General features: G+C 71.2%; 21 protein-coding genes and 1 tRNA gene. 10 read left to right on the top strand and 12 right to left on the bottom strand.

Annotated features, from left to right (window positions below; all coding sequences use genetic code 11):
* Positions 1 to 47 precede the first annotated feature (47 nt).
* Positions 48 to 1,718 (bottom strand): urocanate hydratase, encoded by a 1,671-nt coding sequence (gene hutU, locus ABD882_RS11835; protein ID WP_345187180.1) that lies wholly within the window; start codon positions 1,716 to 1,718, stop codon positions 48 to 50.
* Positions 1,711 to 3,252, bottom strand: a complete 1,542-nt coding sequence (gene hutH, locus ABD882_RS11830) for a histidine ammonia-lyase (protein WP_345187178.1) — start codon at positions 3,250 to 3,252, stop codon at positions 1,711 to 1,713. Before hutH ends, hutU begins: the two co-directional genes overlap by 8 nt.
* Positions 3,253 to 3,304: 52 nt before the next feature.
* On the opposite strand from hutH, the gene ABD882_RS11825 reads away from it, so the two are divergent.
* From ABD882_RS11825 to ABD882_RS11815, 3 genes are all read left to right on the top strand, one after another.
* Positions 3,305 to 4,108: an IclR family transcriptional regulator gene (locus ABD882_RS11825; RefSeq protein ID WP_345187260.1), complete on the top strand. Its 804-nt coding sequence runs from the start codon at positions 3,305 to 3,307 to the stop codon at positions 4,106 to 4,108.
* 59 nt (positions 4,109 to 4,167) lie between these two features.
* Positions 4,168 to 5,640 carry a glycosyltransferase family 39 protein gene (locus tag ABD882_RS11820; protein ID WP_345187177.1) on the top strand — a complete coding sequence of 491 codons (1,473 nt, stop codon included), beginning with the start codon at positions 4,168 to 4,170 and terminating at the stop codon, positions 5,638 to 5,640.
* A 93-nt stretch (positions 5,641 to 5,733) separates the two neighbouring features.
* Positions 5,734 to 7,086: an HNH endonuclease signature motif containing protein gene (locus ABD882_RS11815; protein WP_345187175.1), complete on the top strand. Its 1,353-nt coding sequence runs from the start codon at positions 5,734 to 5,736 to the stop codon at positions 7,084 to 7,086.
* Positions 7,087 to 7,105: 19 nt separating this feature from the next.
* Here ABD882_RS11815 and ABD882_RS11810 read toward each other — a convergent pair whose 3' ends face one another.
* The gene (locus ABD882_RS11810; RefSeq protein ID WP_345187173.1) at positions 7,106 to 7,891 is read right to left on the bottom strand and encodes a helix-turn-helix transcriptional regulator; all 786 of its coding nucleotides are present in this window, start codon (positions 7,889 to 7,891) and stop codon (positions 7,106 to 7,108) included.
* An 85-nt stretch (positions 7,892 to 7,976) separates the two neighbouring features.
* Here ABD882_RS11810 and ilvD point away from each other — a divergent pair, with 85 nt between their 5' ends.
* A complete protein-coding gene (gene ilvD / locus ABD882_RS11805; protein WP_345187171.1) occupies positions 7,977 to 9,833 on the top strand; it encodes a dihydroxy-acid dehydratase in 1,857 nt (618 codons plus the stop codon).
* A gap of 154 nt (positions 9,834 to 9,987) precedes the next feature.
* Here the strand turns inward: ilvD and ABD882_RS11800 are convergent, their stop codons facing one another.
* The gene (locus ABD882_RS11800; protein WP_345187170.1) at positions 9,988 to 11,562 is read right to left on the bottom strand and encodes a glycosyltransferase family 39 protein; all 1,575 of its coding nucleotides are present in this window, start codon (positions 11,560 to 11,562) and stop codon (positions 9,988 to 9,990) included.
* Positions 11,563 to 11,681: 119 nt separating this feature from the next.
* On the opposite strand from ABD882_RS11800, the gene ABD882_RS11795 reads away from it, so the two are divergent.
* Positions 11,682 to 14,204 carry a CDP-glycerol glycerophosphotransferase family protein gene (locus tag ABD882_RS11795; RefSeq protein ID WP_345187168.1) on the top strand — a complete coding sequence of 841 codons (2,523 nt, stop codon included), beginning with the start codon at positions 11,682 to 11,684 and terminating at the stop codon, positions 14,202 to 14,204.
* Between the two features lie 90 nt (positions 14,205 to 14,294).
* On the top strand, positions 14,295 to 14,822 hold the full coding sequence (locus ABD882_RS11790) for an FHA domain-containing protein (protein WP_345187166.1): 528 nt from the start codon (positions 14,295 to 14,297) through the stop codon (positions 14,820 to 14,822).
* 30 nt (positions 14,823 to 14,852) lie between these two features.
* Here the strand turns inward: ABD882_RS11790 and ABD882_RS11785 are convergent, their stop codons facing one another.
* From ABD882_RS11785 to ABD882_RS11760, 6 genes are all read right to left on the bottom strand, one after another.
* Positions 14,853 to 15,527 (bottom strand): histidine phosphatase family protein, encoded by a 675-nt coding sequence (locus tag ABD882_RS11785; RefSeq protein ID WP_345187164.1) that lies wholly within the window; start codon positions 15,525 to 15,527, stop codon positions 14,853 to 14,855.
* A 43-nt stretch (positions 15,528 to 15,570) separates the two neighbouring features.
* Complete coding sequence (locus tag ABD882_RS11780; RefSeq protein WP_345187163.1) at positions 15,571 to 15,912, bottom strand: YidH family protein; 342 nt, start codon at positions 15,910 to 15,912, stop codon at positions 15,571 to 15,573.
* Positions 15,909 to 16,271, bottom strand: coding sequence for a YidH family protein (locus ABD882_RS11775; RefSeq protein WP_345187161.1), 363 nt, complete (start codon positions 16,269 to 16,271; stop codon positions 15,909 to 15,911). The genes ABD882_RS11780 and ABD882_RS11775 overlap by 4 nt, the downstream gene beginning before the upstream one ends.
* Complete coding sequence (locus ABD882_RS11770) at positions 16,268 to 17,266, bottom strand: formylglycine-generating enzyme family protein (protein WP_345187159.1); 999 nt, start codon at positions 17,264 to 17,266, stop codon at positions 16,268 to 16,270. Before ABD882_RS11770 ends, ABD882_RS11775 begins: the two co-directional genes overlap by 4 nt.
* 118 nt (positions 17,267 to 17,384) lie before the next feature.
* A tRNA-Ala gene (locus ABD882_RS11765) sits at positions 17,385 to 17,460 on the bottom strand.
* Positions 17,461 to 17,545: 85 nt separating this feature from the next.
* On the bottom strand, positions 17,546 to 18,412 hold the full coding sequence (locus ABD882_RS11760; protein ID WP_345187157.1) for a hypothetical protein: 867 nt from the start codon (positions 18,410 to 18,412) through the stop codon (positions 17,546 to 17,548).
* Positions 18,413 to 18,541: 129 nt separating this feature from the next.
* Between ABD882_RS11760 and ABD882_RS11755 the strand changes: the two genes are divergently transcribed.
* Entirely contained in the window at positions 18,542 to 19,918 is a 1,377-nt protein-coding gene (locus ABD882_RS11755) for an MFS transporter (RefSeq protein ID WP_345187156.1), read from the top strand.
* Between the two features lie 7 nt (positions 19,919 to 19,925).
* Here the strand turns inward: ABD882_RS11755 and ABD882_RS11750 are convergent, their stop codons facing one another.
* The gene (locus tag ABD882_RS11750; protein WP_345187154.1) at positions 19,926 to 20,567 is read right to left on the bottom strand and encodes a GNAT family N-acetyltransferase; all 642 of its coding nucleotides are present in this window, start codon (positions 20,565 to 20,567) and stop codon (positions 19,926 to 19,928) included.
* A gap of 17 nt (positions 20,568 to 20,584) precedes the next feature.
* Positions 20,585 to 21,472 (bottom strand): UTP--glucose-1-phosphate uridylyltransferase GalU, encoded by an 888-nt coding sequence (gene galU / locus ABD882_RS11745; RefSeq protein ID WP_345187152.1) that lies wholly within the window; start codon positions 21,470 to 21,472, stop codon positions 20,585 to 20,587.
* Between the two features lie 97 nt (positions 21,473 to 21,569).
* Between galU and ABD882_RS11740 the strand changes: the two genes are divergently transcribed.
* From ABD882_RS11740 to mscL, 3 genes are read left to right on the top strand one after another with little or no spacing between them, the layout of a single operon-like run.
* Entirely contained in the window at positions 21,570 to 22,160 is a 591-nt protein-coding gene (locus tag ABD882_RS11740) for a 5-formyltetrahydrofolate cyclo-ligase (RefSeq protein ID WP_345187151.1), read from the top strand.
* Positions 22,161 to 22,189: 29 nt separating this feature from the next.
* A complete protein-coding gene (locus ABD882_RS11735) occupies positions 22,190 to 22,465 on the top strand; it encodes an FmdB family zinc ribbon protein (protein WP_345187149.1) in 276 nt (91 codons plus the stop codon).
* Positions 22,466 to 22,491: 26 nt separating this feature from the next.
* Positions 22,492 to 22,872: a large conductance mechanosensitive channel protein MscL gene (gene mscL / locus ABD882_RS11730; protein WP_345187148.1), complete on the top strand. Its 381-nt coding sequence runs from the start codon at positions 22,492 to 22,494 to the stop codon at positions 22,870 to 22,872.
* The last annotated feature ends 81 nt before the right edge of the window (positions 22,873 to 22,953 follow it).

Below are 22,953 nucleotides of genomic sequence, written 5' to 3'. Positions count from 1 at the left end.
CGATGAGGCGCGAAGAGCGGGACGCCGTCTGTGTTCGAGCCCCGGGCTCAGAGTCCCATCGGGACCTTGAGACCGCGCTCGCGGGCCACGTCCTTCGCGTGGTCGTAGCCCGCGTCGACGTGCCGCATGACGCCGGTGCCGGGGTCGTTGGTGAGCACGCGCTCGAGCTTTTCCGCAGCGAGGGCGGATCCGTCGGCGACGGTCACCTGACCGGCGTGGATGGAACGGCCGATGCCGACGCCGCCGCCGTGGTGCAGCGACACCCAGCTCGCGCCCGACGCCGTGTTCAGCAGGGCGTTCAGCAGCGGCCAGTCGGCGATCGCGTCGGAGCCGTCCTTCATGGCCTCGGTCTCGCGGTACGGGCTGGCGACGGATCCGGAATCGAGGTGGTCGCGACCGATCACGATGGGTGCGGACAGCTCGCCCGAGGCGACCATCTCGTTGAACTTCAGGCCCGCCAGGTGGCGCTCCTTGTAGCCGAGCCAGCAGATGCGCGCGGGCAGGCCCTCGAAGTGCACCTTGTCCGCCGCCTTCTCCAGCCAGCGGTGCAGGGCGGCGTCCTCCGGGAAGAGCTCGGCGATCGCCCGGTCGGTCTTGTAGATGTCCTCCGGATCGCCGGAGAGCGCAGCCCAGCGGAACGGGCCGCGGCCCTCCTCGAACTGCGGGCGGATGTACGCCGGCACGAAGCCGGGGAAGTCGAAGGCGCGGTCGAACCCGCCGAGCTTCGCCTCGGCCCGGATCGAGTTGCCGTAGTCGAAGACCGCGGCGCCCGCGTCCTGGAACGCGACCATCGCGGCGACGTGCGCGGCCATCGACTCGCGCGAGCGGCGGGTGAACTCCTCCGGATCCGCCTCCGCGGACGCCTTCCAGTCCGCGATCGAGATGCCGATCGGCAGGTACGCGAGCGGGTCGTGCGCGCTGGTCTGGTCGGTGACGATGTCGATCGGCACTCCCCGGCGGAACAGCTCGGGGAACACCTCGGCGGCGTTGCCGACGATGCCGACGGAGAGGGCCTCGCCGGCCTCCTTCGCGGCGACCGCGCGGGCGATCGCCTCGTCGAGGTCGGTGTAGTACACGTCCAGGTAGCCGTGGTCGACCCGGCGCGCGAGGCGCGACTCGTCGACGTCGACGATGAGCACGGCCCCGTCGTTCATGGTGACGGCGAGCGGCTGCGCGCCGCCCATGCCGCCCGCGCCGCCGGTGAGGCTGAGCGTTCCGCGCAGCGACTCCTTGCCGAGCGAGCGGGCGACGGCCGCGAACGTCTCGTAGGTGCCCTGCAGGATGCCCTGGGATCCGATGTAGATCCAGGATCCGGCCGTCATCTGGCCGTACATCATGAGGCCGAGCTGCTCGAGCCTGCGGAACTCGGGCCAGGTGGCCCAGTCGCCGACGAGGTTCGAGTTGGCGATGAGCACGCGCGGCGCCCACTCGTGGGTGCGGAACACGCCGACCGGCTTGCCGGACTGCACGAGCAGGGTCTCGTCGGGCTCGAGTTCGTCGAGGGTGCGCACGATCGCGTCGTACGCCTCCCAGCTGCGCGCGGCGCGGCCGGTGCCGCCGTAGACGACGAGGTCTTCGGGGTGCTCGGCGACCTCGGGGTCGAGGTTGTTCATGAGCATCCGCTTGGCGGCCTCGGCGCCCCAGCTCTTCGCGGTGCGCTCGTTGCCGCGGATGGCGCGGATCCGGCGGGTCGGGTCGGACAGGGTCAGGTCAGTCATTCGCGTGCTCCTTCGCAATCGCAGCGATCTGGCCGGACTGCACGAGCGCGGTCACGGCCTCCATCTCGGGGCTGAGGAATCGGTCGGGGCCGGGGCCGCCGGCGACGGTGCGGACAAGGTCGCGCACGGCACCGGTGGCGGGTCCGGCCTCGAGCGGCGCGCGCAGGTCGAGCGCCCGGGCGCCGGTGAGGATCTCGATCGCGAGCACGCGCCCGAGACCGTCGATCGCGCGGCGCAGCTTGCGGGCTGCGGCCCAGCCCATCGAGACGTGGTCCTCCTGCATCGCCGAGGACGGGATCGAGTCGACCGAGGCGGGCACCGCGAGGCGCTTGAGCTCGGAGACAATACCGGCCGCCGCGTACTGGGCGATCATCAGACCGGAGTCGACGCCGACCTCGTCGGCGAGGAACGGCGGCAGGCCGTGGCTGCGGGCCGGATCCAGCGCACGGTCGGTGCGGCGCTCCGCGACCGACGCGACGTCGGCGACCGAGATCGCGAGGAAGTCGAGCACCGCGGCGACCGGGGCGCCGTGGAAGTTGCCGTTCGACTCGATGCGGCCGTCGCTGGTGACGACGGGGTTGTCGACGACGCTGGACAGCTCGCGCTCGGCGATCGAGGTCGCATACGCGGCGGTGTCGCGCGCGGCGCCGTGCACCTGCGGCGAGCAGCGCAGCGAGTACGCGTCCTGCACGCGGCCGTCATCCGGGCCTTTGTGGCTCGCGACCATCGGGGAGGATCCGAGGAACGCGCGCAGGTGCGAGGCGGAGACGGCCTGCCCGACCTGGGGGCGCAGAGCCATGAGGTCGGCGGCGAAGACCGCGTCCGTGCCCAGCTGCGACTCGATCGACATGGCCGCGGAGATGTCGGCGGTGATCAGAAGCTCATCGAGGTCGTGCAGCGCCAGCACGAGCATGCCGAGCATGCCGTCGGTGCCGTTGATGAGGGCGAGTCCCTCCTTCTCGACGAGCTGGAGCGGCTCGATGCCGGCGCTCGCGAGCGCGTCTGCGGCGGGCACCAGGTCGCCGGCGGCGTTGCGGACGTCGCCCTCGCCCATCGACGCGAGCGCGACGTGGGCGAGCGGAGCGAGGTCGCCCGAGCAGCCCAGCGAGCCGTACTCGCGCACGATCGGGGTGATCCCGGCGTTGAGCATCGCGGCATAGGTCTCGACGACCGCGGGGCGGACGCCGGTGTGGCCGGACGCGAGGGTCTGCAGGCGCAGCAGCTGCAGCGCACGCACGACCTCGGTCTCGACCTCGGCGCCGGTGCCCGCGGCGTGCGAGCGGATCAGGCTCAGCTGCAGCTGGCGGCGACGGTCGGGGGCGATGAACGTGGTGGCGAGGGCACCGAAACCGGTCGAGACGCCGTAGTGCGGGCGGGGATCGGCGGCCATGCCGTCGATCACTCCGCGGGCGGCCGCGACTCGGTCGAGGGCACCGGCGTCGATGACGATCTCGGCGTGGTGGCGGGCGACGGCGACGACATCCTCGGGGCGCAGCGGCGCCGCACCGACGATGACGGGAGAAGTGTGGGGCATGAGTCGATTCCACACCCTGCCCTACCGCTCGGGCAGGGTGATCTGTCAGAGTGTGTCTGTGATACCAGACAGCCAGCCGTCGGCCCCGGAGCGGTCGGCGCCGCAGGTTCCCGCCGCCGACCAGACCCTGCGGATCCTGCGATTCCTCGCCCGGCGCGCCGGCCCGGTGGCCGCTTCGGCGCTCGCGAGGGAGCTGGGGATCCCCCGCTCCACCGTCTACCACCTGCTCGCGACGCTGGAGGCGCACGGGTTCGTCGTGCACCTGCCGCAGGAGCGGCGCTGGGGGCTCGGCACGAGCGCGTTCGAGCTCGCCGGGGGCTACGCGCGGCAGGAGCCGCTCGCCCGGCTCGGTCGCCCGCTGCTCGCCGGCCTCGCCGACCGCCTCGGCGAGAGCGCGCACCTCGCGGTCATGACCGGGCGCGACGTGCTGTACATCGTCGAGGAGCGCGCCCTGCGCCGCCCGGCCCTCATCACCGACGTCGGCGTGCGCCTGCCCGCGCATCTCACCGCGACCGGACGGGCGATGCTCGCCGCGCTCCCCCGCGCGCAGGTGCGCGCGCTCTATCCGGACGCCGGATCCTTCGCCGAACGCACCGGGCGCGGGCCGAGCACGCCGCGAGAGCTGCGCGAGGTGCTGCGCGACGTGCGCCGCGAGGGCTTCGCGCGCGAGGACGGCGAGGTCACCGCCGACTTCCGCTCGGTGGGGGTCGCCGTGCGCGATCACGTGGGCTGGCCGGTCGCAGCGGTCGCGATGACCTGGACCGACGAGGCCCCGATCGACGAGGCCGGGATCGTCGCCGCGGTCGCCGAGACCGCGCAGCAGCTGCAGCGCCGGCTCGGCTACGGCGGACGGTGAGCGTTCGACCGCCGCCTCGGCCGAGGCGGGTTCACAGCGGCGAACGCCAGGATCGATCTGTGCCCCCGTCCCCCCGATCGCGCCTCTGGCGGGTCGCGCTGATCGCGGGCGTCGTCGGCGCCGTCGCCGGCACGCTGGGATCCTGGATCCCGTCGTTCTGGGGCGACGAGGCCGCGAGCGTCATGTCGGCCTCGCGCACCTGGCCGGAGCTGTGGCGGATGCTGCAGACCGTCGACGGCGTGCACGGCGCGTACTACGCATTCCTGCACGTGTGGACCGGGCTGTTCGGCGCGAGCGAGTTCTCGGTGCGGCTGCCGAGCGCGATCGCGGCCGGGTTCCTGGCGGCCGGCACCGCGGCGCTGGCCGGTCGCTTCGGCGGCGCGCGGCTCGCACTCGCCGCCGGGCTCATCGCCGGCCTGCTGCCGCGCACCGCCGTCATGGCCGCGGAGGCCCGCTCGTATGCGATCGGCTCCGCGATCGCGGTGTGGCTGACCGTGCTGCTCATGGATCTGCTCTCCCGGCGTCGCGCCTGGTGGGTGTGGGCGGCGTACGCGGTCGGTTCCGCGGTGGCGATCTACGTCTTCCTCTACCTCGCCCTGCTGCTCGTCGTGCACGGGCTCTTCGTGCTGCTCTTCCACCGCCGCTCGCTCTGGCGCTGGGCGGCGTCGGCGGTGAGCGGCGTCGTGCTCGCGCTGCCGATCGTGCTGCTCGCGGCGGCCGAGCAGAACCAGATCGGCTTCCTCGCGTACCGCGACTACATCACGCCGCTCAACGTGCTCGCACTGCAGTGGTTCGACCCGGTCACCGCCTGGCTGTGCGGGGCGCTCATCTTGATCGGGCTGGTCGCCATGCTCGGTGCCCGGCCGCGGGAGGCGGATCGCCTGCGGCTGAGCGCGCTCGCGCTGATCTGGCTGGTGCTGCCGACGGCCGCGGTGCTGATCGGCAGCGTGCTGATCGCGCCGATGTACACCGTGCGATATCTGTCGTTCTGCACGCCGGCCGCCGCGATCCTGGTGGCCGTCGGTGTCCTCGCCGCCGCGCGCGGGATCGCTCAGCGCCCCCCGGCGCGCATGGTCACGGCCGGAGCGATCCTGCTCGCGGTCGTGCTCGCCGCCTTCGTGCCCAACCTGATCGTGCTGCGCGGTCCTTACGCGAAGGACGGCAGCGACTGGCGCGAGGCCGCGTCCTACCTGCACGCGCACGCGCAGGCGGGGGACGCGGTCGTCTACGACGATCGTCCGAAGAACTCGGAGGAGCCACGGCTGATCCCGGCTGTCTACCCGGCGGACGTCGAGGGGCTCCGCGACCCCGCGCTCGTCACGCCCTTCCGGGTGCGCGCGGGGCTATGGGATCGCACCCGCCCGAACGACCGGCTCACCGTCACCGACCTCGGATCCTCCGTCTGGGCGCTCGAGCGCGGCCCGGACCCCGCGCACTCCCCCGACGTCGCGCACCTGCAGGCGCTGGGCTTCCGGATCGTGTCGGCGCACCGGATCAACGTCACGACCGTGCTGCATCTGGTGCACGGCTGAGTCCGTCGCGGAACGCCCGACTATCCCGATGAGAAGCCTTTTTCCTTTGCTTCTCACACTTCCCTTTCTCGGACTTTTGTTCTATACTGAGGTATGGCGTTCGACACCACTCCCCACCCCGCCGGCAACGGCGATCTCGTGGACGAGTGCGCGCGGATCGACCGCGAGATCGCGGCGCTGGAGGCACGAAAGGCAGATCTGCTCGGCGAGCGGGTTTGCCGCCTGCTGGCCGAGGTCGCACCGGGTGCGGCCGGGTTCGAGGCGGCCGAGCGGTCGATGTTCGCGGAGGTCTCCGCCGCCCTGCACATCACCAGGAACGCCGCAGCGCGACAGCTGGGTGTCGGGTGGGCGCTGCAAGGTCGGTTCCCGGCGACGCGGGCGGCATTGGCCGCGGGCGACATCTCCCTCCGGCACGCGACCTCGATCGTCGCCGCAGCCGCACCGATCGGGCTCCACGACACCGCATCGCTCGCGGCGTTCGAGGAGCAGATCCTCCCCTACGCCGCGGCGGAGACCGTTCCTCGCACCGAGGCGTTCGCGCGTTCCCTGGTCGCGGCCATCGTCCCGGAGACCGTGGTGACTCGCCATCGGCGCGCCAGGGATGAGCGCCGGGTGACCGTGGTCGACGTGGAAGACGGGATGAGTCTGTTCCAGATCCTGATGCCCACACCTCTCGCGCAGGCCGCCTACGATCGGGTGACCCGGATCGGCCGCGAGATCAAGACCATCATCGCGGCCACGGCGTGCGGCGGATTCGACGGTCCGCGCGCTCCCCAGCCCGGATGCGAGCTCACCGACGAAGACCTCGAACGGCTCACCGGGTTCGAGAGCATGGCCGAGGAGATCGGCGAACCGCTTCCGGACGAGCGCACGCTCGATCAGATCCGCGCCGACCTCGTCATCGACATCCTGCTCAGCGGGTGCGGCGACATCCTGACGGAGAACGGGCTCGACGGAATCCGCGGCACGGTTCAGGTCACCGTCGCCGCGACCACCCTCATCGGCGACGACGACCGCCCGGCGGAGCACGACGGGCACGGGCCCATGGCCCCGGACATCGCACGCTCCCTCGCCGGCGACGCCGCGCAGTGGGAACGCCTGTTCCTCGACCCGTCCGGAATGCTCATCCGCACCGACAGCTACACGCCGACCGAGCGGATGAAGAAGCACCTGCGCGCCCGCGACCGGCACTGCCGGTTCCCCGGTTGTCGGCTTCCCGCTCGGAACTGCCAGATCGACCACACCTTCGACCATGCAAGAGGCGGCCCCACCGAGATCGGCAACCTCGCCTGCGTCTGCGTCGGACACCACTCCCTGAAGCATCCGGATCTCGACCGACGCTGGCGCTGGACTGCCGCCCAGAGACCGGGCGGCATCGTCGAATGGACCAGCCCCACCGGCCGCGTCTACACCGACACCCCGCCTCCGCGCGTCCAGTTCGTCTGAGAGTGTGCGGCGGCCCGTCTCAGACCGGCACGTACATCACGACGGTGAGCCCGGGAGCATCTGAGGGCACCAGACTGTGGTGCTCGAACACCCGGCGACCCTGGGTCGGGTGTTCAAAGACCCGCTGCCGGGAGGCGAAGCGCTCCACGGCGTGCTCCGCCCACTGGATCCGGAAGTCCTCGCTCGCCTCGAGCAGCCGGCCGATCAGCGCCCGGTGCCGGTCGGAGCTCAGCCGCACCCCCGACTCCGCGCGGAACTCAGCCAGGAACCGCCTGCTCTCCTGATCCCAGTCGGGCAGCATCCGGCGCAGTCGCGGGTCGGTGTAGATGAGCCAGAGCAGGTTCCGGTCAGCGCGATCCAGCCCGGCGATCGGTGCGTAGAGCCCCGCGTACGGAGCGTTCCAGCCGACGATCGCCCAGTCGCTCGCGACCACGAACGCGGGGAACGCGAGGGCATCCACCAGGCGCTGCAGGTGATCCGGGATCCGCTCCGCGTCCTCGGCCGGGGAGTCCTCGGCAGGCCCCGCGAGACGCACCACGTAATCGACCTCGGCCGCGCTGAGCTGCAGCACGCGGGCCACCGCTGCAAGCACCTGACGGGAGACGCCGATGTCGCGGCCCTGCTCGAGCCAGGTGAACCAGCTCGCGCTGACCCCGGCGAGCGCTGCCACCTCTTCGCGGCTGAGACCGATGTCGCCGCGCCGTGCGGCCTGCGGCAGGCCCAGGGCGGAACGACTTGCGGCGCGGCGGCGGGAGGCGAGGAACTCCCCCAGCTGCTCGCGGCGGGGAGTGCGCGGACGGATCATGATGAAACAGTACTCCGAGTACTAGTACAAACCCTCCTCGCTCCAGGGCTCGGCAACGGCCCGCGACAGGTCCACAATGGTCACCATGGTCGCTTATCGCTCTCGCACGGTCACCCACGGACGCAACATGGCGGGCGCGCGCGCCCTCTTCCGCGCCGCCGGCGTCAACGGCGCCGACCTCGGCCGGAAGCCCATCATCGCCGTCGCGAACTCGTACACCGAGTTCGTGCCGGGGCACACCCACCTCGCCCCGGTCGGACGCATCGTCGCCGAGGCGATCAACGAGGCCGGCGGCATCTCCCGCGAGTTCAACACGATCGCGGTCGACGACGGCATCGCGATGGGCCACGGCGGCATGCTCTACTCGCTGCCCTCGCGCGACCTCATCGCCGACTCGGTCGAGTACATGGTCAACGCGCACTGCGCCGACGCCCTGGTCTGCATCTCGAACTGCGACAAGATCACCCCCGGCATGCTGCTCGCCGCCCTCCGCCTGAACATCCCGACCGTGTTCGTCTCGGGCGGCCCGATGGAGGCCGGCCGCGCCACGCTCGTCAACGGCACGGTGCGCTCCCTCGACCTCGTGGACGCGATCAGCGACGCCGTGAACGAGAACATCTCCGACGCCGACATGCTGCGCATCGAGGAGTCTGCGTGCCCGACCTGCGGATCCTGCTCCGGCATGTTCACCGCGAACTCGATGAACTGCCTCACCGAGGCGATCGGCCTCTCGCTGCCCGGCAATGGCTCGGTGCTCGCGACCCACACCGCGCGCAAGGCGCTGTATGAGAAGGCCGGATCCCTCGTCGTCGACATCGCCCAGCGCTACTACGAGGGCGACGACGACAGTGTGCTGCCCAAGAGCATCGCCACGCACGCCGCGTTCGGCAACGCCATGGCCCTGGACATCGCGATGGGCGGATCAACCAACACGATCCTGCACCTGCTGGCCGCCGCGCACGAGGCCGGCGTCGACTTCGGCCTCGCCGAGATCGACGAGATCTCGCGCCGGGTGCCGTGCCTGGCGAAGGTGGCGCCGAATTCCGCGGGCGGCCGCATCTACTACATGGAGGACGTGCACCGCGCCGGCGGCATCCCGGCCCTGCTCGGCGAGCTGCGCCGGGGCGGCCTGCTCGACGACCAGGTGCACACCGTGCACTCCGCGACCCTCGGCGAGTGGCTGGACGAGTGGGACATCCGCAGCGGATCCGCCTCGGCCGAGTCTGAGGACCTCTGGCACGCGGCCCCGGGCGGCGTGCGTTCGTCCACCGCGTTCTCGCAGTCGGAGCGCTGGGCCACCCTCGACACCGACGCCGAGGGCGGCTGCATCCGCGACGTCACCCACGCCTACTCGAAGGACGGCGGCCTGGGTGTGCTGCACGGCAACATCGCCGAGAACGGCGCCGTCGTGAAGACCGCCGGCGTCGACGAGTCGATCTGGACGTTCTCCGGCCCCGCCGTGGTCTGCGAATCGCAGGACGAGGCGGTCGAGAAGATCCTGAACAAGCAGGTGAAGGAGGGCGACGTCGTCGTCATCCGCTATGAGGGCCCCAAGGGCGGCCCCGGCATGCAGGAGATGCTGTACCCGACGTCGTTCCTGAAGGGCCGCGGACTCGGCAAGGCCTGCGCGCTGATCACCGACGGGCGCTTCTCCGGCGGCACCTCCGGCCTGTCCATCGGACACGTCTCGCCCGAGGCCGCCGCCGGCGGCATGATCGCGCTCGTCGAGGACGGCGATGTCATCTCGATCGACATCCCCACCCGCAAGCTCGAGCTCGACGTGCCGTGGGATGAGCTGGAGCGCCGCCGCGAGCACCTCGAGGCGAACGGCGGCTACCGCCCCAAGAACCGCGTGCGCGAGGTCAGTCCCGCGCTGCGCGCCTACGCGCACTTCGCGCAGTCCGCCGACAAGGGCGCGATCCGCATCGTCCCGGAGCTCTAAGGCTCCCCGCCCCCACCCACCCCTCCGCGAGACTCCACTATTCGCACGAGACGCCGCTGCTGCAGCGGAGTGTCACGCCAGAAGTGGAGTCTCGCGGTCAGTGCACGATGCGCGGTCGCGGCACAAACGCGCGACACAGGGCTTCCCTGCCGCGTCAGCGGCTGTCGGTCGCCGTGCGCTCGTAGAGCAGGATCACGCTGCCGTAGCCTTCGACGCGACGGACCGCGTGGAAGCCGAGGTCGGTCAGATCCCTGAGCCCCCAGCTGTCCACCGCGCCCTCGAACTTCAGCTCGACCACCCACACCCGGCTCACGCCGTCGAACCGGCCGAGCTGGGCCGCATGCGGAATCGAGTACGTCTGGTCGTACCAGGTGTACGAGTTCTGGAACGGGGTCTTCAGCAGCAGATCGGTGACGTCGCGGAAGGCCGACGGATCCGTGTCCTTCGCCAGCCGGGTGCGCTGCGAGGGCCGCGCGCCGTCGTCGAAGACGATCCCGTCGCCGGCCTTCGCGTTCGTCCGAATGAAGGTCGAGACGTCGTTCCAGTCCGAGGCGTTCTTGGAGTACGGCCCGCGCTGCGAGATCGCGACCGGGACCGCCGCGATCAGCACCGCGGCGACGGCGAGCCCGGCAAGGCCGACGACCCATCGCGACCGGCCGAGGCGGGCCAGCCGGCGCACGCCGAGGGCCATCATGATGGCGACCGCCGGGGCGGAGAAGGTCCCGTATCGCGCGGTGTAGCCCGCCACGAACGGGCTCGCCACGAGCAGCAGCCCCATCGGCACGCTCATCCAGGCCAGCGCCACGGTCTCCAGCCGCAGCCCCAGCCGCCCGCCCGCGCGGCGGATCCGCACCGTCTCGATCACGAACGGCACGACCGCCACCAGGACGACCACCCAGGCGATCACGGCGAACCACCACTCCTGGAACCACATGTCGCTGAGTACGACCTTGGGCGTGATGGTCTCGCGGATCGCGAGGAAGGCGATCTGACGGCGCTGCAGGAACCCGAACCAGGCCAGCGGCGACGCGAGCACCAGCGCGATCCCCGTGCTCACCGCCCACGCCCGCCACCGGCGGCGCAGTGGCGCCGAGCACGCCACGACGACGGCGAGCGCGGCCACCATCAGCGCGAAGTAGAGGAAGACCCAGATCGCGACCGTCAGCACCGCTGTGTAGGCGATCCAGCCGCCGCGCGCGCGGCCCTCACGGCGGGCGATCTCGACCAGGATCACGACCAGCACGGCGGCGAGGGCGGCTCCGGTCGCGTAGGAGCGGGCCTCCTCCCCCGCGAAGATCAGCCGGGGCAGAGTAGCTGTGAACACGCCGGCGAGGATCGCGAACCGGATCGTCCCGAATCGCCCGCACAGCCAGACCACCGCGGCGGCGCAGACGCCGATCGCGAGGGCCGAGGGGAACCGGATCGAGAACGCGCTCGGTCCGAACACGTCGATCCACGCGTGCAGCCCGAGGTAGTAGAGACCGTGCACGGAGTCGACGTAGCTCAGCATCGGCCAGAGCGTGCCGAGCGGACGCGTGGCCGACATCAGACTCGCCGCCTCGTCGCCCCACAGCGAAGGGATCCAGCTCCCGGCGGCGCTCACGGCCACCGCGAACAGGCCCACGATCACCGCCCAGCGCGCGAGGTGCCGAGGGTTCGGCGTCTCCCCGGCCGCGCCCGAGGGGAGGTTCGGCCGCTCCGGAGCACTGAGGACGGCGGAGGAGGTCACAGCCCCCGAGCGTAGCCGTCGGGATTTGGCGCCGGCTCCGAGATCCCTGTCATCGCGCCGATGACGGCGTCCGCGTCGCTGTGAGCATTCCCTCGGGAGCGGGCGAATATCCTGGATCGGTGCCCCTCCCCTTTCCTGTGCGGCGTCTGCGGACCACCGCCCGCCGTCTGAAGCGCGCCGTCGAGGCCGAGCGCATCGCCTTCTGGCGCTCGCGCCCGCTGCGCTCCGATCAGGTGCTGTACGAATCGTTCGCCGGCAACGGCGTGCTCTGCAACCCCGAGGCGATCTTCCGCCACCTGCTGGCCGACCCCGCGTACGCGCATCTGACGCACGTCTGGGTGATCGCGGACGACGCCGCCCTCGCCCGGTTCCGCGCCGAGTTCGACGGACATGCACGGGTGTCGTTCGTGCGCCGCGGATCCGCCTCCTACCGGCAGGCGCTGGCCGTCAGCGGGTGGCTCGTCAACAACGCCACGTTCCCGAGCTGGTTCGGCAAGCGGCCGGGTCAGGTGTACCTGAACACGTGGCATGGCACCCCGCTGAAGCTCATGGGCTTCGACATGCCGAACGGCGCGGTGCAGTCCGGGAACACGCTGCGCAACTTCCTGATGTCCGACTATCTGCTCGCCGCCAACCCGTTCATGGCCGAGACCATGTACGAGAGCGCCTACCGGCTGACGAACGTGTACCCCGGCACGATCATCGAGGAAGGCTACCCGCGCATCGACCGGCAGCGCCTCGACGCCGACGCCGAGGCCGCCGTGCGCGCCGAGCTCGAGCAGACCGGCGTCGTGCTCGACGGCCGCGCCATCGTGCTGTTCGCGCCGACCTGGCGCGGATCCTCCTTCGACGACCCCGAGGACAACATCGATGAGCTGGCAGCCCAGCTCGCGGCGCTGCAGGAGGGCGTGGGCCCCGACCGCGTCGTGGTGCTGAAGACGCACCAGATCGTGCACGCGCACGCCGCGGAACGGCCGGAGCTCGCCCGTTCCCTGGCCCCCAACACGATCCCGACGAACGTGCTGCTGGGCGCGGCGGCCGGTCTCGTCACCGACTACTCGTCGATCTTCTTCGACTACCTCGCGACCGGCCGGCCCGTGGCGTTCTTCACCCCCGACGCCGATCTGTACTCGTCGGGCCGCGGCACCTACATGCCGCTGGACACCCTGCCCGGCCCGGTGTCCGCAGATGCCGCCGAGACCGGCCGGGCGCTGAGTGCGCTGCTCGCGGACGGGGCGGATCCGCACCCGCAGTACGCGTCGTGGGTGCAGCGTTTCGCGCCGTTCGACGACGGCGACGCCACCGCGCGCGTGGTCGACATCGTCTTCGGCGGGCGCCGCGACGGCTACCGGGCTCGGCCGACCGCGCACGACGGCCGCACCCGCCTGCTCGTCTATCTGGGCGGCATGAAGCCGAACGGCATCACCACCGCGGCCCTGAACCTGCTGGGGGCGCTGGATCACTCGAAGTACGACGTCACGGCGCTCCTGCCCAAGCGACGCCTCTCCACCGACCCGCTGACGCAGGCGCGGATCCCCGCCGAGGTGCGACAGGTGTTCCGGATCGGCGGGATGAACGGATCCAAGGTCGTGCACCTGCGCCGTCGCATCGACGACTGGCGCGGCTCCCCCCGGCAGCCCGGCACGGAACCCTGGCACGAGAACATGTGGCGCGCCGAGTGGGCGCGCGTGTTCGGCGACTCCCGCTACGACTGGGTGGCCGACTTCAGCGGGTACGGCCCGATGTGGACGAGCCTGCTGCTGCACGCCCCCGCGCGGGACGCCGCCGGGACGCCGCCGACACGTGCGGTCTGGATGCACAACGAGATGGCGGCCGACCGGGAGCGCACCGTCAACGGCAAGGCGCGCATGCGACGCAGCCTCGGCGCCGTGTTCGCGATGTACCCCGAATACGACCAGCTCGTCTCGGTGTCGCACCAGCTCACCGAGCTGAACCGCATCGAGCTCGCCGAGTACGCCCCCGCCGACCGGTTCCGCACGGTGCGCAACTTCCCGGACGTGGAGCACGTGACCCGCGGCATGCTCCGTCCGCTCAGCGCGCTCTTCGAGGGCGATCCCGACACCGAGGGCGAGCGTGAGCCGGCTCCCGCCTGGTTCGAGGCCCTGCAGGACGACGAGGGCGAGCTGCGCTGGTTCATCACGGTCGGCCGGCTCTCCCCAGAGAAGAATCACGCACGCCTGATCCGCTCCTTCCTCACCGTGCACGCCGCGCACCCGGAGACCCGGCTGCTGATCGTCGGCGGCGGCCCGCTGCGCGCCGAACTGCAGCAGCAGATCGACGAGGCCGGAGCGACGGACGTGGTGTTCCTCACCGGCGTCCAGCGCAATCCTTACGCGCTGCTGGCCGCCTCGGACTGCTTCGTGCTGTCCAGCCTCTACGAGGGCCAGCCGATGGTGCTCATCGAGGCGGCGATCTGCGAGCTGCCGATCGTGTCGACGTCGTTCGGATCCGTCTTCGGGGCGCTCCCCGAAGGATCCATCCGGATCGTCGATCAGGACGACGGCGCCCTCGCGGCCGGCATGACGGCGTTCCTGGACGGCGAGGTGCCCCCGGCGCAGCTGGATGTCGACGCGTATCGCGCGGACGTGATGGCCGAGTTCGAGGCCCTGCTCGAGAGCTGATCGCCGGGCCCGCCCCCGTTCCGCCGAAACCGGCGACCGCGCCTCCCAGCGGGGTTACGATCACCGCAGGGGTGCAAAGGAGGAAGGATCATGGATACCCGATCACGGCCGATGGGCACCACGACGCACGCCGAGTGGGGCGCCGGACATCCCCGCCTGCTGATCAGCTCCGACGAGACGCGCCTGGTGCACGACATCACCGCCGACGAGACGCGCATCGGATCCGCGCCCGACTGCGAGGTGAGCCTGCCCGGGCTGGCGCCCGTGCACGCGATCATCCGCCACGATGGGCACGATGACTACGACCTCGAGCTGATCGGCGCGGGTGAGACCAGTGCGAACATCGGCAAGGCTGCCGAGGAGGAGGGCCGCACCGCCGAGACGCTGCACACCGGCGCGCGCTTCACCGCGGACGGCTGGCGCTTCGTCTTCGTGCGCGACGAGTACGCCGATCACGGCCGCCCCTACGGCGGACGGCTCGGCGGCGAGGGCGCCCACCAGCGTCGCCAGCCGCCGCGCCCCGACTACGAGCGCGAGGGGCACACGGGCGCCGTGCCGCTTCCTGACGCGCCGGACGACGAGACGCTCGCCGAGCAGCGGAACCGCCTCGCCGACTGAGTCATCTGTGGCGGTCGAGGCGGCTGATGCTCAGGACTCCGACGGGACCAGCGGCAGCTGCGGGCCGTGGTTCCAGGCCAGGATCGCCGGCTCCTCGCGCGAGAAGCCGAGCACCGAGACGGATCCGGCATCGAGCGTGATCGCCGCGCCGAAGCGCGGAGCCAGCCGCAGGAACACCGCGGTCAGGATCCGCAGGTAATGCCCGTGTGCGATGAGCGCAACATCGCCGGTGGCCATCGCCGGAAGCACCCGGGTGAGCACCCGGGAGGCGCGCGCGGCCACCTCTTCCACGGTCTCCCCTGGGGTCTCGCCGCGGATCACGCCGTGCGTGAACGCGCTCCAGTTGTAGCCGAGTTCGGCGCGGATGTCCTTCGTGGTGCGGCCCTCGTAGCCGCCGTAGTCCCATTCGACGAGCAGCGAGTCGACCTCGGCGTGCAACCCCGCGAGCTCCGCGGTGCGCCGGGCGCGCTGCAGCGGCGAGGAGAGCACGAGACCGAAGTCGTAGCCGGTGACCAGGGATCCGGCCAGGCGCGCCAGCTCCTCGCCGCGCTCAGTCAGCGGGATGTCGGTGCGACCGGTGTGCCGCCCGCTCCGCGACCACTCGGTCTCGCCGTGCCGCAGCAGCACGAGCTTGCCCTGCGGGTTGTCCGGCGCCGGACGGTCGGGCAGCGGGTCGAGGGTCGGCGGCAGCTCGGGATTCTCCACGTCGCCACGCTACGCCCTCGGCCGCGGTTTCCCGTCGGCGACGTCACGCCCGGACGAGCACGAACAGCAGGCACAGCACGCCGACGAGCAGGGTCGCCGCCGTCAGCGCGACGACGGGCCACCCGGAGCGCAGCACGACGGGCTCGGTCGACGTGAGGGCGCGGTGCTGGCGCATGTATCTGCGGTGCGAGCCGACCAGGACGACGAGAGCGAGCGCGAGCCCCGCGAAGCCGAGCACGAGCGCGGCCGCGCCGATCACCGAGGGCAGGATCCGCATCACGATCACGGACCCGCCGGCCAGCGAGAGCGCCGTGCGGCGCCAGGCCAGCGCGGTGCGCTCGGGCTGCAGTCCGGGGTCGAAGACCCGCTCGCGGTCGCCGGTCACGCCAGGAGCACCCCGAGCAGCACAAGGACGCCGGTCGCGACGACGACGACCGCCAGCGGGATCGCGATCCACGGCGGTGCGAGCGGGGTCGACTCCCGCAGCGACCGCTCCGTGCGCATCCAGCCCAGCCAGGCCTGCACCGGCGTCAGCAGGCCCGCGACGATGAGCAGGATCGACGCCGCGTGCCGGAAGCCCGGGTGCATCCCGAGTCCCAGCGCCTCGAGCGCGACTCCGCCCGCGAGCAGCGCGAGCGAGGTGCGGATCCAGGCGAGGAAGGTGCGCTCGTTCGCGAGCGTGAACCGCGCGTCGGGTTCCTCGCCGCGGTCGTAGACGTGCCGGGGGAAGCGGCTGGTGCTCATGCGTTCTCCGTTCGGAGCGAGACGGTGCGGAACCCGGCGTTGCCCATCGACGAGTCGGGGGTGTTCGAGCTGCGCGCGGAGTTGCGGTAGCGGTTGCAGTAGGAGATGTGGCACAGGTAGCTGCCGCCGCGCAGCAGCCGGGCCGTCCCGTGCGACGGACCTCGGGGATCCACCACCGCCGCATGCTCGTAGGCGCGTGGATCGAACCAGTCCGCGCACCACTCCCACACGTTGCCGACGGGCTGGTGGAGCCCGTACCCGTTGGCGGCGAAGGCACGCACCGGGGCGGTGGTCAGCCAGCCGTCGTCGAGGGTGTTCTCCCGCGGGAAGGATCCCTGCCAGATGTTCGTGCGCCAGCCGCCGTCGTCGGGTTCCTCATCGCCCCACGGATACTTCGCGCCGTCGATCCCGCCGCGCGCGGCATACTCCCACTCCGCCTCGGTGGGCAGGCGCCGGCCGGCCCAGTCGCAGTAAGCGAGCGCGTCGTTCCAGCTCACGTGCACGACGGGATGGTCGTCCAAGCCGTCCAGATCGGACGCGGATCCGCCCGGGTGCGCCCAATCCGCTCCGCGCACCCCGTACCACCACGGCGTGCCGGCGGCAGGACCCATGATGTCGGCGTCAGGCGCGGTCACGGCCAGGTGGAACACGGCGGAGAACCCGAACGTCTCCGCCTCGGTCCGATAGCCGGTCGCGTCCACGAAGCGGGCGAAGTCGGCGTTGGTGACCGTCGTCGCATCGATCTCGAACCCCTCGAGCTCGACCCTGTGCCGCGGCGTCTCGCCGTCACCGCGGTTCTCGTCGCCCGAGGAATCGCCCATCAGGAACGAGCCGGCGGGGATCCGTGCTTGCACGATCTCGTGACGGCCGCGCCGATCCCGGTCCTCCCCACCCGTCGAGCGGAGCAGTGGTAGCGCGATGCGCTCGCCCGCTAGCACCTCGCGCGCCGGCGCACCGCACGCGCAGTCGGGACCGCAGGAAGTCGATTCACCCATGGGATCCATCATCGTCGCTCGCGGGCATCCTGACGAAACGCGCGCGACCGCGGGGCGTGGAGGACGACATCTCCAGGACAGAGAGAAGCCCCGAGCATCTGCTCGAGGCTTCTCGTTTTGGTGGACCCAGGGGGATTCGAACCCCCGACCTCTTCATTGCGAACGAAGCGCGCTACCAACTGCGCCATGGGCCCGTGAACTCGAACAGCCTAACATGAGGGTGCGCGTCGGCCGCTCATCCGCGGCCGGCACCGCGTCGGTCGGGCGTGTCGAGATCGCTCAGCCGGCGGCGCGCTGGGCGAGCAGCTGACGCACGTGCGCCTCGATCTCGGCGTCGTCGACGTAGCCCATCTGGGCGTAGGGCGATTCCGATGCGGCCGCCGCCGCGGCGAGCTCGGCCGGAGCCGGCGGTGCCATCAGCTCGGCCCGGCGCTGCAACTCGGCCGCGCGGGCGGCTTCGCGGGCGAGGGCCTGCGCGTCGATCGTGGCCCGAGCGGCGTGCGCGCGGCTTCCGGTGACGGAGACGAGCGGTTCGGGGAGGGTGCGCGGCGACCACGTGCGCGGCCCCTGATCGTGCAGTTCCGGCGCCTCGACCGGCACCGGCGCAGCCGGAGCGGCCGCAGCGGGTGCGGCGCGGAGCGCGGCCCGGGCGGACACGGCCGACATGCGCTGCAGGGTGAGCGCCGCGAGCACGAGCACCGATCCCCCGGCCCACAGCAGCATCGGGTTCCCGACGCTCAGCTGCTGCCAGACGCCGACGCCCAGTGCGGCGAGCGCGAGCACCATCAGGGCCGTGGCAATCAGCCGGGTGCGCCGGCGGGCGCGGGCGCGACGGAACGCCGGATCCGCGTGCGTGGCGGCGAGCTGCTCCCGGAGGCGCTGCAGATCGGCTTGCTCCCGATCGGCCTGCAGCCTCTTCGCGAGCTTCTGCTGGGCGAGAGCCGTGCGGGCGGTGAGCTCCAGCTGCACCTCGCGCGGCGCCTCGCTGGTCTCGGCGAGCACGCGCAGCGCGCGGTTCAGCCGCAGCGCGTTGCGCTCCGCGGCGTCGTACTGGTTCTGCCCGCGCCAGGAGGGCAGGAAGTACAGCAGCCACAGCAGCACCGCGACCAGGACGATCACGCCCCCGCTCAGCACCGGCCCGTTCATGCGCTCCACGGTATGCGACGCCGAGCCCGCCGGCCTGCCGACACGCGCACGTGACGCGCGCGCCGCATCAGATTCCCGAGGATCCGGCGAGCGGGCCCCGGTGTCCGCGCATCCGGGTAGGGTCGGCTCGTGACCTCGTTCACCCCTCTGCATCGCCTTGTCATCGCGGTCGCCGTGCTCGCCTCGTTCGTGACGTTTCTGGACGGCACGGTCGTCACGGTGGCCCTGCCCGCGATCAGCCGCGAGCTCGGCGGAGGCATCACGACCCAGCAGTGGACGGTCGACGCGTATCTGATCACGCTCAGCGCGCTGATCCTGCTCGCCGGTTCCGTCGCCGACGCCTATGGACGCGTGCTGGTGATGCGGATCGGACTGATCGCGTTCGGCATCGCCTCGATCGCCGTGGCCGCGGCGCCCACCCCGGTCGTGCTGATCATCGCCCGCGCCGCCCAGGGCGCCGCCGGCGCCCTGCTGGTGCCGAGCTCGCTCGCGCTGATCACCGCGGTGATGCGCGGCGAGGTGCAGTCGCGGGCGATCGGCGTGTGGACGGCGTTCACGACAGCCGCGCAGCTGGTCGGCCCGCTGCTGGGCGGCCTGTTCGTCGACTTCATGTCCTGGCGATTCGTGTTCCTCATCAACGTGCTGCCGATCGCCGTCACCCTGTTCCTGCTCGCCCGGCTGCGCCTGCCGGAGCAGGCGCGCACCACCGGGGTGGACTGGCTCAGCGGGGTGCTCTGCGCCGTCGGCCTGGGCGGCGTCGTCTACGCCCTGATCGAGCAGCCGCATCAGGGCTGGTCGTCCCCCCTGATCCTCGTCACCGCGATCGGCGGCGCCGTGCTCCTGATCGTGTTCCTGCTGCGCCAGCGCCGACCGCAGCCGCTCATGCCGCTGTCGCTGTTCCGCGTGCGCAACTTCGCGTGGGGAAACCTGGCGACGCTGTTCGTCTACGCCGCGCTCTCCCTGAACGGCTTCGTGATCGGCGTCTACCTGCAGCAGGGCGCGGGACTCAAGGCGACCGTCGCGGGTCTCGCGAGCCTGCCCATCACGATCCTCATGATCCTGCTCAGCTCGCGCGCCGGACGCCTGTCCGGCCGGTTCGGTCCGCGCGTGTTCATGGCCGCAGGCCCCCTGATCATGGCCGTCGGCGCGCTGCTGCTCCTGTTCGTGTCCGAGCAGTTCGACTACTGGTGGCAGGTGCTGCCGTCGATGATCGTTCTCGGGATCGGCCTGTCGCTGACGGTGGCGCCGCTCACCTCGGCGATCCTCGGTTCCATCGACGAGTCCCGCTCGGGCATCGCATCCGCCGTGAACAACGCGGTGGCCCGCGTCGCCGGCCTGCTGGTCGTGGCGATGCTCTCGACGATCGTCGGCGGTACCCTGAACCTGGGCGGCTTCCACGACGCCGCCCGAGTGACGGCGGCGCTCATGGCGATCGGCGGGATCGTGTCGTGGATCGGGATCCGCCGGCCGGTCGCTCAGCGCGAGAATGAGCCGGTAACGGGCTGAGCCCAGCTCAGCCGGGCAGATCGGCCGACGGCAGATCCGTCGGGGGCACCGCTCCCCATTCCGCGGGCACGCGGCCCTGCGCCCAGCGTGCGAGCACACCCTCCGGCACGTCCTCCTTGACGAGCGAGAACGCCAGATGATCGCGCCAGTCGCCGTCGATATGGATGAAGCGGCGGCGCACCCCTTCGTACCGGAAGCCGAGCTTCTGCACCACGCGCAGGCTCGGCCGGTTCTCCGGGCGCAGGCAGATCTCCACGCGATGCAGGCCGAGATCCGCGAAGGCCAGATCCGTCGCCATCGCGACGGCCGCCGGGGTGATGCCGTGTCCGGCGAACCGCTCGCTCACCCAGTAGCCGATGGTCGCCGAGCACAGCGATCCGCGCATGACGCCCCAGATGTTCAGCTGGCCAGCGATCTGTCCGCCGTACTCCATCACGAAGGGGTAGCCGGTTCCGTCCCGGTGCTGCTGCAGCAGGCGGCGGATGCTCACGCGCATGTCGATCCCGGTCTGCATGCCCGGCAGCGTCGCCTCCCAGGGCTGCAGCCAGCGCCGGTTGGTGAGCAGCTCGTGCTGCAGGGCACGCGCATCCTTGGGTCGGATCAGCCGCAGCTCGACCGGTCCGTGTCGCATCGTCACCGTGGTGTCCATCGTCGTGCTCCGCGGGCTCACAGCCGGTCCGCGAACTCCTTCAACCATCCGCGCAGCTCCGGCCCCAGGTCGTCCCGATCGACCGCGAGCTGCACGATCGCCTTGATGTACTCCACCCGGTCGCCGGTGTCGTAACGGCGGCCGCGGAAGATCACTCCGCGCACCCCGGGGCCGTCCGCCTCCGCAGCGAGTTCCTGCAGCGCGTCGGTCAGCTGGATCTCCCCGCCCTTGCCCGGCGGGGTGCGCTCCAGCACGTCGAACACGGCCGCGGGCAGCACGTAGCGCCCGATCACCGCGAGATTCGACGGCGCCTGCTCCTTGGCCGGCTTCTCCACGAGTCCGGTCACGCGCACCATATCGCCGTCGACGGGCCCCTCCACCGCGGCCGTGCCGTACAGGTGGATCTGGTCAGGATCCACCTCCATCAGCGCGATCACCGCCGCCCCTGTGCGCTCATGCTCCTGGATCATCGTGGTCAGCAGCGGGTCGGTCTCGTGGATGAGGTCGTCGCCGAGCAGTACCGCGAACGAGTTGTCGCCGACATGGGTGCGCGCTCGCAGCACCGCGTGACCGAGGCCCTTCGGCTCACCCTGGCGCAGATAGTGGATGTCGGCCAGGTCGCTCGAGGCGACGACGCGCGCGAGCCGTCCGTGGTCGCCCTTCTCGACGAGTCGCGCCTCCAGCTCGGGGACGGCGTCGAAATGGTCGGAGATCGCGTTCTTGTTGCGCCCGGTGATGACCAGGATGTCGTCGATCCCGGCCGCGACCGCCTCTTCGACCACGTACTGGATCGCCGGCTTGTCGACCACCGGGAGCATCTCCTTCGGCATCGCCTTGGTGGCGGGCAGGAAGCGCGTGCCGAGGCCGGCCGCGGGGATGACGGCTTTGATGCGTGGCTTCGACATGCGCTCAGCTTAGTCACGCGATCCGGCCCGGACCCCGCGAAGAGGCGCCGACCGGCTCCCCGCCTCCGCGCAGCCCGGCGACGATAGAATCGGGTCCATGCCGGGCGAGATCGACCACGCGAAACGCGCGCTGCGGGCCGACCTCCGGGAGCGGCGAGCGCTGCTGTCCGACGCGCAGCGCGCCGCCGCCGAGGCCGCCCTGACCACCCGGCTCGATGAGCTGCTCGCCGCGACCGGTGCGCGATCGGTCTCCTGCTTCCTGTCCACGACGACCGAGCCCGGCACGCGCGCCTTCATCCGCGACGCGGTGGCCCGGGGCGTGCGGGTGCTGCTGCCGATCACCCGCGAGGACGGACTGCTCGACTGGGCGGTGGCCGGATCCGACGACGAGATCGCGACCGGCCTGCACGGCCTGCCGGAGCCGACCGGCGAGATCCTCAACCCGATGGTCCTCGACGAGGTCGATCTGCTGCTCGTTCCCGCCGCGGCCGTCGACCGCAGCGGCATGCGGATGGGCTGGGGGCGCGGCTACTTCGACCGCACGCTCGGCTCGATGCAGAAGTGTCCGCCGGTCTACGCCGTGGTGTTCGACTCCGAGATCCTCGACGAGGTGCCGCGCGACGTGCACGACCAGCCCGTCACGGGAGCGGTCACGCCGCTGCGCACCGTCGTCTTCCCGCTTTCCTGAACCTTCCGAACCGAGATCTGCGAGGCCCCATGCCCACCTACTCCTACGCCTGCACCGAGTGCGGACACCGTTTCGATGCCGTGCAGGCGTTCGCCGACTCCGCGCTGACGGAGTGTCCTGCCTGCCTGGGCAGGCTCCGCAAGGAGTACGGATCGATCGGCGTGACATTCAACGGATCCGGATTCTATCGGAACGACTCGCGGGCGGGATCTGGTGATTCTTCGTCCGCTCCGGCATCATCGAAATCGGAATCCACGACGAGTGCGAAATCCGCACCCGCCGCCACAACGGCCTCTGCATCCTGAGGCCGGCTCTCAAGGGAGAGATTGAAATGATCAAAGGCTTCAGAGATTTCATCGCACAGGGCAACGTCATCGATCTCGCGGTCGCGTTCGTCATCGGTGTTGCCTTCTCGGCGATCATCGGCGCGATCGTCGACAACCTGATCAACCCGCTCATCGGTCTGCTGTTCAACGCGCAGGACCTCAACGGCTTCAAGATCGGCGTCTTCGGGATCGGCGCCGTGATCGGCGCGATCATCAACTTCCTCGCGATCGCGCTGATCGTCTACCTCGTGTTCGTCGTGCCGATGAACAAGCTGAAGGAGCGCCAGGCCGCGAAGAACCCCGTCGTCGCGGAGGTTGCCCCTCCGAGCGAGCAGGAGCTGCTCACCCAGATCCGCGACCTGCTCGCGAAGCAGCAGTCGGTCTGACCGGATCGATTTCCGAAGCCCCGGCGCCTTGGCGACCGGGGCTTCGTCGTTCCTGGGCTCCCCACCAGGCTCGCGCTGCAC

The organism is Microbacterium panaciterrae (assembly GCF_039541635.1).
Lineage (GTDB): Bacteria > Actinomycetota > Actinomycetes > Actinomycetales > Microbacteriaceae > Microbacterium > Microbacterium panaciterrae.
The sequence above is the reverse complement of the archived record's forward strand: the minus strand, read 5'-3'. Positions and strand labels throughout refer to the sequence as shown.